Source organism: Pseudoroseomonas ludipueritiae (assembly GCF_014490445.1).
Lineage (GTDB): Bacteria > Pseudomonadota > Alphaproteobacteria > Acetobacterales > Acetobacteraceae > Pseudoroseomonas > Pseudoroseomonas ludipueritiae.
In genome coordinates this window covers 1-12,687 of record NZ_JACTUZ010000028.1, presented here as the reverse complement: position 1 = coordinate 12,687, position 12,687 = coordinate 1, and the positions used below count along the sequence as shown (strand labels likewise).

Genomic DNA, 12,687 nt, shown 5'->3' with positions numbered 1-12,687 from the left:
CGCGCCGTCCCACGCCGCGGGGCCGAGCTGGGGCCACGGGCCACTTCTCCACGGACCGCCGGACTGCTCCAATACGCGGATGGCACAGCTCCGTTTGCAGCATCGACAGTTGGAGGTCTTTCGCGCGGTTGTGCGCACCGGCAGCATCACCGGGGCCAGCCGGGTCCTTGGGATGAGCCAGCCGGGCGTCAGCAAGATCCTGGCGCAGACGGAGGATCTCTGTGGCTTCTGCCTGTTCGAGCGCCTGCATGGCCGGCTGGTCCCTACCCAACGCGGCCTCAACCTGTTCGAGGAAACCGAGCGCCTTTTCGTGGGCATGGAGGAGATCGGGCATCTGGTGGAGCGCCTGCGGGCGGAGCAGCCACGCCGCGCCGTGATCGCCTCCATCCCGGTGTTGGCGCAGGAGTTGATGCCCCCCGTAACCGGACGCTGGCTGCGGCATGGCGGGCCGGAGCGGCTGGCGGTTACCACCCGCGACGCGGGAGGCGTGATGGCCATGGCCGCCTCCCGCCGGGCGGAGCTGGGCCTGTCCTGCGCGCCGGCGCGGGTGCCGGGCATGCGCTCCTTCCTGCTGGCGCGCGCGCGGGCGCTTTGCGCCCTGCCACCCGGCCATGCCCTGGCGGAGCGGGACACGATCCGGCCGGCCGACCTCCACGGCCAGCCCTTCGTGGCCATCTCCCGCCACGAAGGGCCGCAGGCGCTGGTGGACCGGGTGCTGCAGGATGAGGGCGTGCGGCCGGTGGAGATGGCGGAATGCCCTCTCATCATCGGCGCGGCGGGCATGGCCCATGCGGGGGTGGGCATCGCTTTCACCGATGCCTTCGCAGCCCGTCCCTTCATTCCGCGCGGGCTGGTGCTGCGCGACTTCGAGCCCGCCCTGGTCTTCGAATACCGGGCGATCTGGTCCGAGGGGATGAACAACCAGTTCGACCGGGCCGCCTTTCTCAGGCTGCTGGGCCAATGCGCCGAGGAAATCCTGTCCGAGACGCCGCCTGGACGTGTCACCCGCCTGTCATAACCAGCGCTGGGTGGCATAACCAGAGTTGGGATGGATGCCCGCGCCGGGCGCATGCCAGAGTTCCGGCGTGAGCATGAAAACCGACCTCCTCGCCCCTGACTTCATTGAGCGGCCGTATTGGTGGGACCTGGCCCCGCCACCACCCGCCGGAAGTCCGCAGCCTCTGCCCGATACGGCCGATGTCGTGATCATCGGCGGCGGCATCGCCGGCCTGTCCACCGCCATCGAGCTGGGCCGGAGCGGGGTGAAGGCCCTGGTCCTGGACCGCGAGGCCATCGGCTGGGGCGCATCCTCGCGCAATGGCGGGGCGCTGTCCGGGGCGGGCAGCCTTGGGCGCGCACGCTCCGACCTGCATACCCTCGATGCCAGGCTGCTGAAAGAGATGGTGGAGGAAGCGGAGGGCTCCTTCGACGAGTTCGAGACCTTTCTCCAGCGCGAAGGCGTGCAGTGCTTCTTTCGCAAGACGGGGCGCTTCGTCGGCGCGCATGCGCCCAAGGCGCTGGACACGCTGAAACGCCGCGCGGAGATGCTGAACCGCACCGGCCGCGACACCGCCACCATCCTGGAGCGGGCGCGTGTCCAGGAGGAGGTGGCCACCGACCTCTACCACGGCGGGCTGCTGATCGAGCGGGCCGGATCGCTCCATCCCGGGCTCTACGTCCAGGGGCTGGCCAAGGCGGCCGCCGGGCTGGGGGCCGAGTTGCGCGGCGGGGTCAGCGTGACCGGGCTGGAGAAGGACGGCACCCGGCACCGGGTCCGCACCAGCCTTGGGGATGTATCGGCGGCGCAGGTCATGGTCGCCACCAACGGCTATACCGGGGAAGCGACGCCCTGGCACCGCCGCCGCCTGGTGCCGGTGGCGAGCTACATGATCGCGACCGAGCCGCTGGGTGAGGAGCGTGTGCGCAGGCTGCTGCCCCGGCTGCGCGTCTATGGCGACACCAAGAAGGTTCTCTACTACTTCCGCCCCTCGCCGGACTTCACCCGCATCCTGTTCGGTGGCCGCGCCAGCTTCATCGATGCCGATGCCACGCGTGCCGCCACGCGGCTGCATGGTTTCCTGACGGGACTGCTGCCGGACCTCGCTGGGGTGCGGATCACCCATGGCTGGAAGGGCAATGTTGCCTTCGCCTTCGACTACCTGCCGCATGTAGGCCAGCAGGATGGCGTTCATTACGCGCTGGGCTGCAATGGCAGCGGCGTCGTCACCATGACCCATCTCGGGCGCTGCGCCGCACGGCAGATGCTGGGGGCTTCCAACCGCGCCTCCGCCTTTTCCCGCATGCCCTTCCCGACCATGCCCGGCTATTCCGGCCGGCCTTGGTTCCTGCCCCTGGTGGGCGCTTCCTACCAGATCCGGGACCGGATGGACGGTTGGCGCTCCACCCCCGCCAAGGCACGCCAATGACGGGCGATACCCCGTTCCCCACCAAGGAATACGCCGACCGGCTGGCCGCGCTGCGGTATCGCATGGAGGCTACCGGCATCGGCGTCGCCCTGCTCGACGAGATCGAGGCGATGACCTGGCTGTCGGGCTATGGCAGCTCGCTCAACCGCTGGCGCTGCGTCGTGGTGCCGCTGGATGCCGAGCCCTTCTTCCTGATCCGTGCGCTGGACGCCGCACCCTGCCGGCAGCGCACCTGGATCAAGGACATCCCGACCTATCGCGACTGGGAGGACCCGATGCCGGTCCTCGCTGCCGCCCTCGCCGAAAGGGGACTGTCGCGCGCTAGGCTTGGCCTCGACTTCAATTCTTATGCCATGTCGGTCCGCCGCTTCGGGCAATTGCGCGCCGCGCTGCCGGAGATGGAACTGGCGGACATGGGCCCGGTGGTGAACGAACTCCGGCTCATCAAGTCGCCGGCCGAGATCGCGCTGCTGCGCCGCTGCTCCGCGGTCGCCGACGAGGCGCTGCGCCGCGCCGCCGCTGCCTGCATCCCCGGCGGCACGCAGCGCGACGCCGCCCGCATCGCGGTCTCGGCCTATGTGGAACTCGGCGCGGACCCGGGCCCGCCCGGCCCGATCAGCGCCGGAACCGGCTGGGACTTCCTGCATGGCCATCTCAGCGACGTGCCGCTTTCCGCCGGCGATGTGGTGCATATCGAGCTGACGCCGCGCATCGCCGGCTACAGCGCCCGCATCATGCGCTGCGTCAGCCTCGGCCGGCCCTCGGCCAGCCTGGCGGCGGCGGCGGAAACGCTTGTTGCCTTGCAGGACGAGCAGATCGCCGCGCTCAGGCCGGGCGCGGTCGCTTCCGAGGTGGATGCCATCCTGCGGGAAGGGGTCATCCGCTCCGGCCTGCGGCCCGCTTATGACAATATCACCGGCTACACGCTGGGCCTCTATGCGCCGCAAACGCCGCGCACCAGCGACTTCACCCGCATCCTGCATCCCGGCGCTGGCTGGAAGGTCGAGGCCGGCATGGTCTTCCACATCTATGCCTCGGCCGGCGGCGCCTCGATCAGCGAGACCGTGCTGGTGCGGGAAGACGGGCCAGAACGCCTGACCCGCTTCCCGCGCGGCCTCATCATCAACGACATCGGAGACTGAGCATGTTCGAAGCCGTCAAGACCGGGCTGGTCGCTTCCAAGGGGCCGATTTCCGGCGTGGTGCGCAAGGGACCGCTCGTCCTTACCGCGCAGATCCCAAAGGACCCTGTCACCGGCGAGATCGTCCAGGGCGACATCACGGTGCAGACCCGCCGCACGCTGGAGAACCTGCGGATCGCCATGGAAGGGGCGGGCGGCTCCCTCGCCGATGTCATGATGCTGCAGGTGTTCCTGGTGGATGGCGCCGACGCCCCCGCGATGAATGCCGTGTGGCGCGAAGTCTTCACCGAGCCCTTCCCCTGCCGCGCCACCGTGGTGGTGAAGGAACTGCTGGCGCCGGGCATGCGCATCGAGATGATCGCCACGGCGCATCTGGGAGCCGCCTGACATGCCCGTGGAGGCGCCCTCCGGCGTCATCGTGGTGGGTGGCGGCGTGGCGGGGCTGTCCGCGGCGCTGAACCTGCTGCGGATGGGGCAGGCCGTCACGCTGATCGATCCCCTGCCTTCCCCGGGCGGCGCTTCCTTCGGCAATGCCGGACTGCTCTCCGCGGATACGGTGGTGCCGATCGCCATGCCGGGCATGCTGCGCCAGGTGCCGGGCTGGCTCAACGACCCGCTGGGCCCGCTGTCCATCCGCCCGGCCTATATGCCCAAGGCCACGCCCTGGCTCATGAAGTGGGTGCGGGCGGGCCGCATGGAGCGCGTCCGTGAGATCGCGAAGGCGATGCGCGCCCTGCATGTGAACGCCTTCCAGGACTGGAAGGAGTTGCTGGGCGACGCCGCCTATCACGACCTGATCCGGCAGTCCGGGCAGGTGCAGATGTGGGATTCGGCGACGGAAACCGCCACCGGCCGGATCGAGCGCGGCCTGCGCGAGGAACATGGCATCCGCAGCGAGGAACTCGGCGCGGACGACCTCCGGCAGATGTTCCCCGGCCTGGCGCGGGAAGTGGTTCGCGGCGTCCTCATCCCCGGCAATGGCCATACCGTCAGCCCGCCCCGCCTGCTTCGCACCCTGGCGGAGATGTTCCGCGCCGAAGGCGGGGCAATGCTGCCCGAGCGCGTGCTGAAGCTGATCCCCGAGGAAGGGCGCGGCTGGATGGTCTTCACCAATGTGGGCAACCACCGCGCGGAGAAGGTGGTCCTCGCCGGCGGTGCCTGGTCGGGCAGGCTGCTGGAGCCCCTGGGGCTGCGGGTGCCGCTGGAAACCGAGCGTGGATACCACGCGATGCTGCCCAGCCCCTCCATCTCCCTGCGCTTCCCGATCCTGCAGAAGAGCCGCAGCTTCGGCATGACACCGATGGAAGAGGGCATCCGCGTCGCCGGCACGGTGGAGATCGCCGGGCTGGAGGCGGCGCCGGACGAGAGGCGTGCCAAGGTCCTCTACGACCAGGCCAGACGCCTCTTCCCGGACCTGCGGACGGAGGAGCCGAAGCTGTGGATGGGCCACCGCCCCTCAACGCCGGACAGCCTGCCGGTGCTCGGGCCCGCGCCGGGCCATCGCGGCCTCTTTCTCTGCTTCGGCCACAGCCATTTCGGCATGACTGGCGGGCCGCCGAGCGGCAAGCTTGTGGCGCAGCTCGCCACCGGGCGGCCCCCGGGCATCGATCCCGCGCCCTATTCGGCAGCCCGATTCTGACCATGGGCGCCAAACGCCCGCCGCACGCCAATGCCGTGAAACCTGACAGGAGTTCCGTCATGCGAAACGACAGGTTGATGCTTTCCCCCTCCAGGCGCCGCTTCCTTGCCATGGGTGGTGCCGCCCTGGCCGCGCCCTATGTCATCGCCGGTCCCGCCCGGGCCGCTGGGCAGGTGATCGTCCGCACACCAGGCGGCGCTTATGACGACATCATGCGCCGCCATGTCTACGACCCCTTCACCCGGGAAACCGGCGTCACGGTGATGCCCGTGGCCGCGACCGTGGCCAAGCTGCTGGCCATGTTCCGCGCCAACAATGTGGAGCTTGACCTCATCGACACCGGCGACGGCCCCCTGGTCACGCTCGGCCGCATGGGTGCCCTCGCGCCGATCGACTACGGTAGCTGGAAGTGGAGCAAGCCCGAGGATGTCGGCGCGGATTACCGCCACGACACCCGCGTCGCCAACTTCGTCTATTCCACCGTCCTCGCCTTCAACAAGACCAAGTTCCCCGAAGGTCAGCACCCCAGGAGCTGGGCCGAGTTCTGGGACGCCGGCAAGTTCCCCGGCCCGCGCATGCTGGCGGACATGGCCTCCGGCCAGCCGGACCTTGAGCTCGCCCTGCTCGCGGATGGCGTGCCGCGCGACCAGATCTACCCCATCGACATTGACCGCGCCTTCAAGTCCCTCGGTCGCATCCGGCCCCAGATCCGCAAGTTCTGGGATACCGGCGCGCTTTCGGCGCAGATGCTCTCGGACCAGGAGGTGGTGCTGGGCTCCATCTGGAACGGGCGGCTGCAGACCCTGATCGACAAAGGGGCGCCGCTGGGCTTCGACTGGAACGAGAACATGATCCAGGTCCAGGCGCTCAGCGTGTTCAAGGGCTCCCCCAACCAGGCCAATGCGCAGAAGCTGATCGATTTCATGATGCAGCCCGAGGTGCAGGCGAAGTATTCGGTGGACCTGCAATACGGCCCGACCAACCAGAAGGCCTTCGGGCATGTCCCGGCCGAGCATCTCACGCGCATGCCGGGCGGCCCCAATTCGAAGCAGATCGGCTTCATGCGCGATGTAAGCTGGTGGGAATCGAACCGCGAGCGGGTCAACCGCCAGTGGTCGCGCTGGATTCTCGGATGAGCACATCCGCGTCCCAGGGCGTCCGCCTGGAGTCAGTCAGCAAGACCTATGGCTTGGAGACGGTGGTCAGGGACATTTCCCTGACCATTCCGCAGGGCGAGTTCTTCACCCTGCTCGGGCCGTCCGGCAGCGGAAAGACCACAACGCTGTCGATGATCGCGGGCTTCACGCTGCCCGATGGCGGCCGCATCCATATCGACGGCAAGGACGCGACGCGCGCGCCGCCACGCGACCGTGGGCTTGGCATGGTGTTCCAGAACTACGCCATCTTCCCGCATCTCGATGTCTTCGGAAACGTCGCCTTTCCGCTGAATGTGCGCAAGGTGCCGAAGCCGGAGGTAGCGAAGCGCGTGGCCGCCGCGCTGGAGATGGTGAAGCTGACCGGCTTCGAGAAACGCTTCGCGCGGGAGCTTTCGGGCGGCCAGCAGCAGCGCGTCGCGCTCGCCCGCGCCATTGTGGGGCACCCGCGCGTGGTGCTGATGGATGAGCCGCTCGGCGCGCTCGACAAGAACCTCCGCTACCACATGCAGGTGGAGATCAAGGAGATCTCCCGCCGCCTGGGCATGACCGTGATCTATGTCACGCACGACCAGGAAGAGGCGCTGACCATGTCGGACCGCATCGCCATCATGAACCGCGGCAGCATCGCGCAGATGGGCCCGCCGCGTGAGGTCTACGAGCGCCCCGGCAGCGCCTTCGTCGCCAAGTTCCTGGGCGAGGCGAACCTCATCCGGGCGCGGCGCGAAGGCGGCGCGCTGCGCGGCGCCAGCGGCGCCTGGTTCGAGGTGGCGTCCGATCCGGGGCAGGCCGCGGAAGGGCAGGTCTTCGTGCGGCCGGAAAAGGTGTCCGTCTTGCCCGACCAGGGCGAGCCATCCGCCAACCAGGTGGCGGGAACGGTGCGGCACACGGCCTTTCTCGGCAATGTGGTGCGCTATGAGGTGACGCTTCCTGACGGGCAGATCGTGCTGTGCGACGCGACCAATGCATCCGGCACCGTTCTGCGGCAGCCCGGGGAGAAGGTCCGCCTCGGCTGGCAAAGGGCCGACGCCCTGCTTCTGGAGGCGTGAGCCGATGCCGCTACGCCATGCCGCCAAATGGGCGCTGATCGCGCCCGCCCTGGCGCTCCTCCTTCTGCTGTTCATCACGCCCATCGGCTGGTTCATCTGGGAATCCCTGCTGGAACTCGGCAGCCTGGAGGAGGTTTGGCTCGAAACCCGGGCCGTGCTGGGCTCGCGCGCCATTCTGGGCGCCATCCTCAACACCAATGGCATCGCGCTGACAGTGACCGTGATGGTCCTCGTCATCGGCTATCCGCTGTCCTATGCCTTGTCGCGCGCCAGGGGGCTTGCCTTCTCCCTCGTGCTGCTCTGCATCGTCATCCCCTATTTCACCAGTGTCATCGTCCGCACCTATGCCTGGATGGTGATCCTGGGGCGCAATGGTTTGATCAACCAGATCCTGCTCGGCCTCGGCTTCGCCTCGGAGCCGGTGGACCTGCTCTACAACCGCACCGGCGTCATCATCGGCATGACCTATGTGCTGCTGCCCTACATGGTGCTGACGCTCTACGCCGCCATGAAGGCCGTGGACCAGCGGCTGCTGCAGGCGGCGGAAGGGATGGGCGCGCGGCCGCTGGCGGTCTTCGCCAAGGTCTTCCTGCCCCTGACCCTGCATGGCGTTACCGCCGGGTCGCTGATCGTCTTCATCCTGGCACTGGGCTTCTTCATCACCCCGGCGCTGATGGGCGGTCCGGGCGATGTCATGATGGCCATGCTCATCGAGCGTGAGATCGAGCTTTCGCACAACTGGCCGGTCGCGGCGCTGATGACCATCGTGCTGCTGGGCATCACCCTGGCGCTCTATGCCATCTATGGGCGTGTCTCGGACAAGGCCGAGGGAGGCTTCGCGCGATGATCGGGCCGACACTCCGCACGGCGGCGCTGCAACTCCTCGTCGTTGTGCTGTGCACGGCGATGCTGGCGCCCATCCTGATCGTCGTCATCGCCTCCTTCAGCGGCGACGGTTATCTGAAGTTCCCGCCCGATACGCTGTCCCTGCGCTGGTATGTCCGCTTCCTGGGCGACCCGCGCTGGCTGGCATCGCTCTGGAACTCCTTCCTGATCGCGGCGATGACCTGCGTGCTTTCCACGGTGCTCGGCTTCCTGGCGGCCTATGCCATGGCGCGCGGCACCTTCAGCATCCGCAAGACCATCACCGCGCTGCTGCTGATGCCGCTTATCGTACCGCATGTGGTGACGGCCATCGCGCTTTACTTCCTGTCCGCGCGCTTCGGGCTCATCGGCTTCAAGCCCTGGATCGCCGTGGCGCATAGCGTGGTCGCGCTGCCCATCGTGCTGGTCATCCTGCAATCCGCGCTGAAGGTGGTGGACCCGAATCTGGAGCGCGCGGCCATGATCTTCGGCTGCACGCGCATGGAGGTGTTCCGGCGGGTGGTGCTGCCGCTGGTGCTGCCGGGGCTGGTTTCAGCCATGCTCTTCTCCTTCCTCACCTCTTTCGACGAACTGGTCATCTCGCTCTTCCTCGCCGGCATCCGGGCGGAAACTTTGCCGGTGCGGATCTGGAACAGCCTTCTGCTGGAAGTGGAGCCCACCATCGCGGCCGTGAGCAGCCTGCTGATCGCGCTGACCTGCATCGCCCTGCTGCTAGAATGGGGGGTGCGCCGCGCGCGGGAGCGTACCCTTTCCAGGAGCTGAAGGTCCGTTGGATCACGGCTCTGCTTTTCCGGAAGCGCAGCGGCCATGGGTTTGAAGCATTCCGGCCCGTGCTGAACGCCAAGCGGGCTGGAGGCCGTGGCCGATTGCCTGTTCAAGCATCCTCACCCGCGTCGCGCGCGGGGAGACAGCAAGGGTACCGCCATGCAGCAGGGCTGGCGGGGGCAGGTCCTGCCGGAGTTGCCTTAGGCTCCGATGCAGGGGAGTCCGCTCTCCCGCATCAATGCTTATCCCCAGATTGCGGGGACAGAGCTGTGGATCACCGGGTGGATAGTCTGTGCAGGACGGCAGGGGGCTGCGCCGGCACCCGGCGGGTGATGCCGTCATGCGACATCACCCGCCTGGGCAGAAGAACCGGCGGCTGCCTGCCTGGCATGGAACAGCGCCGGTGGCGGAGGTGGAGGTAGCCCGCTCCTTACGCCCCCGGCTTGGTCAGCCAGTGCTTGGAGATGCGGCAGGCAACCGTGAAGGCCGGATTGAAGACATTGCCGACATCGTAGCGGACAACCTGGCCCATCAGGTGGCTGGCGGCACGGGCATCGAGCCCGTAGTCCTCGCCCAGCCACCGCATCATTTCGGTTGTCGCGTGCTGCAGCGCTTGATCCAGCGGCCGGGCATTGCCGATGGTGAATATATCCTCCGCCGTCTCGCCCCGGGGCCAGGTGATCGTCCGCTTCAGGACACGGAAGGTGACCTCCATCTCGAAGGAGGTCTCGATGCCGGTGCCGACGATCTCGCCATCGCCCTGGCAGGCATGGCCGTCACCCAGGTAGAAGAGCGCGCCGGGCACCGAGACCGGGAACCAGGCTGTGGTTCCCGGCGCGAAGAGGCGGTAGTCCATGTTCCCGCCATTCTGCGCGCTGGTGGAGGTGGAGAGCGCCTGCCCGCCCGCCGGCGCCACCCCGAAGCAGCCGATCATGGGCTGCAGCGGTGGGGAGAAGGCCTCCAGGCCCGGGGCAGGCTCCTGCAACCGCACGGTTCCGGCCTTGCTGTCGATCTCCCAGACGGCGCGCTGCTGCTGCGGCCGCTCGGCCATGGCGGCGGGGTCGAGCACGGTGGGGGCGAGGGGCGAGTAGGTCCAGCCGGTCGCGCGGCTCGGGGTCAGCCGGTCGATGCGGACGGCGAGCGTATCCCCAGGCTCCGCACCCTCGATGAAGAACGGCCCCGTCATCGGGTTCGGCCGCCCCGCGACGGCCACCTCGCGCGCATCCAGGCCGGAAGCGTCGATGGTGTCCGTGATCACCGTGTCGCCATCGGCGATCCGAAGGCATGGCTCGGCGGTGCCGATCACGTTGAAGTAGCGGGTGGGACGAAAGCGGTGCGTGGCCATGCTGGCTCCCCGGGAAGGCTTCTTCTGATGCCAGGCGTGTCGTCGGTCGGCCTACGCCAAAGCTGTAACCGGCACGCTAGGAAGCGCGCCCGGGGTGGTCAAGAGTGGCCAGAGGATGCGGTCCGGGAGCGGACAGGGGCAGGGAATCGGCAGCCATGGCGCCGGATCAGACGGCATTCCCGTGCATCGCCGGGCTCGCTCCGGCCCCGGATGAGGGGACCCGGCGCCGCGACCGGCTTCCTCTCTTGTCACCATGCCTGTTGCCGCCGAGAGTTCCTGCCGCGTCAGCAGGCTGAAATGGGGGAAAGAACGACCATGGAGATCAAGCTCGACGGCCGCGTGGCCGTGGTGACGGGCGGCAGCAAGGGCCTCGGGCTGGCGATCGCGGCCCGCATGGCGGCCAGCGGCGCGGATGTGGCGCTGCTGGCGCGCCGCAAGGAGGTGCTCGAAGCAGCGCGGGAAGCGGTTGGCGCGACCGCGCGCGGCCGCATCCTGACGGTGGCCTGCGATGTCTCCAAGGCGGAGGACGTGACGCGCGCCCATGAAGAGGTCATGGCAGGGCTGGGGCGGGTCGATATCCTGGTGAACAATGCCGGCACCTCGCAGACCGGCGCCTTCACGACCATCACGGACGAGGTGTGGCAGGCCGATCTCGACCTCAAGCTCTTCGCCGCCATCCGCCTGGCGCGGCTGGTCTGGCCGCAGATGGCGGAGCGGCGCTGGGGGCGGATCATCAACGTGCTCAACATCGGTGCCAAGGCACCCAAGGCCGGTGGCGCTCCCACGGCTGTTTCGCGGGCGGCGGGCATGGCCCTCACCAAGGTGCTGGCGGGGGAAGGCGCGCCTCACAACATTCTGGTCAACTCGCTCCATGTCGGCCTGATCGAGAGTGACCAGTGGGTCCGCCGCCATGCCAAGGCGCGGAACGGCCAGTCCTATGAGGAATTCCTCGCCGACATGGGCAGGGGCATTCCCATGGGCCGCGTCGGCACCGCCGAGGAATTCGCCAATCTCGCCTGCTTCCTGGCATCGGATGCCGCCGGCTACATCACGGGAACAGCGATCAACGTGGACGGCAACCTGTCGCCGGTGATGTAGGCACGCGGAGCCTGCCCCGGCGCCGGCGGGTGGCCCGCAGCCCGTCAGGATGCTCAGCCGCGTGCCGGCGCCGCGCGGTCCCGCTCCGCCGCGCGGCCGCGCATATAGACCTGGGGGCTGCATCCCATGTCGGTGCGGAAGGCATAGACAAAGGCGGAGGTCGAGCCGTAGCCGAGCTCCATGGCCGTGCGCGTCACGCCCAGGCCGCCGCCCAGCAACTCGACCGCCTTGAAGAGCCGCAGCCTCCGCCGCCAGGAGCGGAGGCTCATGCCCAGCTCCGCCTCGAAGCGCCGGGTCAGCGTCCGTCCCGACATCCCGAGGTGCCGGCCCCATTCCTCCGGGCCGCGTGAATCGTCCGGCTTGGCGTAGAGGGCCTCGCATATTGTCGCCAGGGAGCCGCCACGTGGCCAGGGAAGGGCGCCCGGCAGGGGCTTCGCGCGCCAGAGCTGGTCGAGGATCAGCCGGGTGACCCGGCCGGCATAGCCGTCGGGGTCGTCCCGGCCTTCCATCTCCGCCGCCTCGACAATCAAGGCCTGGAGCAAGGGCGAGACGGCGAAGACCGTGGGGCTCTGCGGCAGGCCCGCCCCGGCCTCGTCGGCGATCCAGAGGCTGCGGAACTCCGCCCCCAGCAGCGAGCCGACCCGGTGCGGCAGGCCGGTCGGCAGCCACACCGCCTGCTCCGGCGAGATCACGAAGGAGCGTCCCTCCACGGCGACCGTCAGCACGCCGGAGATGGCGTAGACCACCTGGTTCCAGCCGTGCGCGTGTTCCGGGAAGGTATGGCGGGCGGGAATGGACTGCGCGCGCACCGTCATCGGGTTCGGGGGCGCGGCGTCAGGCGGCGTCGTGATCGTTTCCCAGATCATGGCCATGCTCGATGCTTGTCCGGAATTCTACATGGATTGGCATCCCGTCGAAAGACGGCCAGTATGCGGGGCGATATTCTGGGTGAGACTGGCATCGGTGGGCTGCTGCCCACCCGCCGGGCTCTCAGCGCAAGGACCCAGCCATGGCCCGCTTCGACCGCCGCGGCCTGCCGCTCTCGACCAGCTCCGACCTCGCGGCCGGGCGGTACCGCGACGGCATCGACCTCCTGCTTTCGGCCTGGCCCGGCGCCGCCGAGGCGCTGGAGGAGGCGATCGCGGCCGACCCGGGCTTCGCCCTGGCCCACGCGGCCCGCGCCCG

Annotated in this window: 12 protein-coding genes; 10 read left to right on the top strand and 2 right to left on the bottom strand. The window is 68.7% G+C overall.

The genetic code is table 11. The features are described 5' to 3' along the window. Nucleotides 1-109: 109 nt before the first annotated feature. The 9 genes from IBL25_RS09150 (at nucleotide 110) to IBL25_RS09110 (ending at nucleotide 9,056) form a co-directional block, all read left to right on the top strand. Nucleotides 110-1,018: a LysR substrate-binding domain-containing protein gene (locus IBL25_RS09150; protein WP_187778247.1), complete on the top strand. Its 909-nt coding sequence runs from the start codon at nucleotides 110-112 to the stop codon at nucleotides 1,016-1,018. 73 nt (nucleotides 1,019-1,091) lie between these two features. After that, nucleotides 1,092-2,426 carry an NAD(P)/FAD-dependent oxidoreductase gene (locus tag IBL25_RS09145; RefSeq protein WP_187778246.1) on the top strand — a complete coding sequence of 445 codons (1,335 nt, stop codon included), beginning with the start codon at nucleotides 1,092-1,094 and terminating at the stop codon, nucleotides 2,424-2,426. Then, nucleotides 2,423-3,568 (top strand): M24 family metallopeptidase, encoded by a 1,146-nt coding sequence (locus IBL25_RS09140; protein WP_187778245.1) that lies wholly within the window; start codon nucleotides 2,423-2,425, stop codon nucleotides 3,566-3,568. Before IBL25_RS09145 ends, IBL25_RS09140 begins: the two co-directional genes overlap by 4 nt. Before the next feature lie 2 nt (nucleotides 3,569-3,570). Continuing rightward, a complete protein-coding gene (locus IBL25_RS09135) occupies nucleotides 3,571-3,954 on the top strand; it encodes a RidA family protein (RefSeq protein ID WP_187778244.1) in 384 nt (127 codons plus the stop codon). Between the two features lies 1 nt (nucleotide 3,955). Next, nucleotides 3,956-5,206: an NAD(P)/FAD-dependent oxidoreductase gene (locus tag IBL25_RS09130; protein ID WP_187778243.1), complete on the top strand. Its 1,251-nt coding sequence runs from the start codon at nucleotides 3,956-3,958 to the stop codon at nucleotides 5,204-5,206. 59 nt (nucleotides 5,207-5,265) lie between these two features. After that, entirely contained in the window at nucleotides 5,266-6,342 is a 1,077-nt protein-coding gene (locus tag IBL25_RS09125; RefSeq protein WP_187778242.1) for an ABC transporter substrate-binding protein, read from the top strand. Continuing rightward, the gene (locus tag IBL25_RS09120) at nucleotides 6,339-7,409 is read left to right on the top strand and encodes an ABC transporter ATP-binding protein (protein ID WP_187778241.1); all 1,071 of its coding nucleotides are present in this window, start codon (nucleotides 6,339-6,341) and stop codon (nucleotides 7,407-7,409) included. Before IBL25_RS09125 ends, IBL25_RS09120 begins: the two co-directional genes overlap by 4 nt. Nucleotides 7,410-7,413: 4 nt before the next feature. Next, on the top strand, nucleotides 7,414-8,256 hold the full coding sequence (locus tag IBL25_RS09115) for an ABC transporter permease (protein ID WP_187778240.1): 843 nt from the start codon (nucleotides 7,414-7,416) through the stop codon (nucleotides 8,254-8,256). Then, entirely contained in the window at nucleotides 8,253-9,056 is an 804-nt protein-coding gene (locus tag IBL25_RS09110) for an ABC transporter permease (RefSeq protein ID WP_187778239.1), read from the top strand. Before IBL25_RS09115 ends, IBL25_RS09110 begins: the two co-directional genes overlap by 4 nt. A 433-nt stretch (nucleotides 9,057-9,489) precedes the next feature. Here the strand turns inward: IBL25_RS09110 and IBL25_RS09105 are convergent, their stop codons facing one another. Further along, nucleotides 9,490-10,404: an acetamidase/formamidase family protein gene (locus IBL25_RS09105; protein WP_187778238.1), complete on the bottom strand. Its 915-nt coding sequence runs from the start codon at nucleotides 10,402-10,404 to the stop codon at nucleotides 9,490-9,492. Nucleotides 10,405-10,719: 315 nt separating this feature from the next. Here IBL25_RS09105 and IBL25_RS09100 point away from each other — a divergent pair, with 315 nt between their 5' ends. Continuing rightward, nucleotides 10,720-11,502, top strand: coding sequence for an SDR family oxidoreductase (locus IBL25_RS09100; RefSeq protein ID WP_187778237.1), 783 nt, complete (start codon nucleotides 10,720-10,722; stop codon nucleotides 11,500-11,502). A gap of 53 nt (nucleotides 11,503-11,555) precedes the next feature. On the opposite strand, the gene IBL25_RS09095 is transcribed toward IBL25_RS09100, so the two are convergent. Further along, the gene (locus IBL25_RS09095; protein WP_187778236.1) at nucleotides 11,556-12,368 is read right to left on the bottom strand and encodes an AraC family transcriptional regulator; all 813 of its coding nucleotides are present in this window, start codon (nucleotides 12,366-12,368) and stop codon (nucleotides 11,556-11,558) included. Between the last annotated feature and the right edge of the window lie 319 nt (nucleotides 12,369-12,687).

What these genes read in the sequence shown, in the direction of transcription:
- IBL25_RS09145 (WP_187778246.1), top strand. Translation starts at nt 1,092, where the DNA reads ATGAAAACCGACCTCCTCGCCCCTGACTTCATTGAGCGGCCGTATTGG.
- IBL25_RS09140 (WP_187778245.1), top strand. Translation starts at nt 2,423, where the DNA reads ATGACGGGCGATACCCCGTTCCCCACCAAGGAATACGCCGACCGGCTG.
- IBL25_RS09135 (WP_187778244.1), top strand. Translation starts at nt 3,571, where the DNA reads ATGTTCGAAGCCGTCAAGACCGGGCTGGTCGCTTCCAAGGGGCCGATT.
- IBL25_RS09130 (WP_187778243.1), top strand. Translation starts at nt 3,956, where the DNA reads ATGCCCGTGGAGGCGCCCTCCGGCGTCATCGTGGTGGGTGGCGGCGTG.
- IBL25_RS09125 (WP_187778242.1), top strand. Translation starts at nt 5,266, where the DNA reads ATGCGAAACGACAGGTTGATGCTTTCCCCCTCCAGGCGCCGCTTCCTT.
- IBL25_RS09120 (WP_187778241.1), top strand. Translation starts at nt 6,339, where the DNA reads ATGAGCACATCCGCGTCCCAGGGCGTCCGCCTGGAGTCAGTCAGCAAG.
- IBL25_RS09115 (WP_187778240.1), top strand. Translation starts at nt 7,414, where the DNA reads ATGCCGCTACGCCATGCCGCCAAATGGGCGCTGATCGCGCCCGCCCTG.
- IBL25_RS09110 (WP_187778239.1), top strand. Translation starts at nt 8,253, where the DNA reads ATGATCGGGCCGACACTCCGCACGGCGGCGCTGCAACTCCTCGTCGTT.
- IBL25_RS09105 (WP_187778238.1), bottom strand. Translation starts at nt 10,404, where the DNA reads ATGGCCACGCACCGCTTTCGTCCCACCCGCTACTTCAACGTGATCGGC.
- IBL25_RS09100 (WP_187778237.1), top strand. Translation starts at nt 10,720, where the DNA reads ATGGAGATCAAGCTCGACGGCCGCGTGGCCGTGGTGACGGGCGGCAGC.
- IBL25_RS09095 (WP_187778236.1), bottom strand. Translation starts at nt 12,368, where the DNA reads ATGATCTGGGAAACGATCACGACGCCGCCTGACGCCGCGCCCCCGAAC.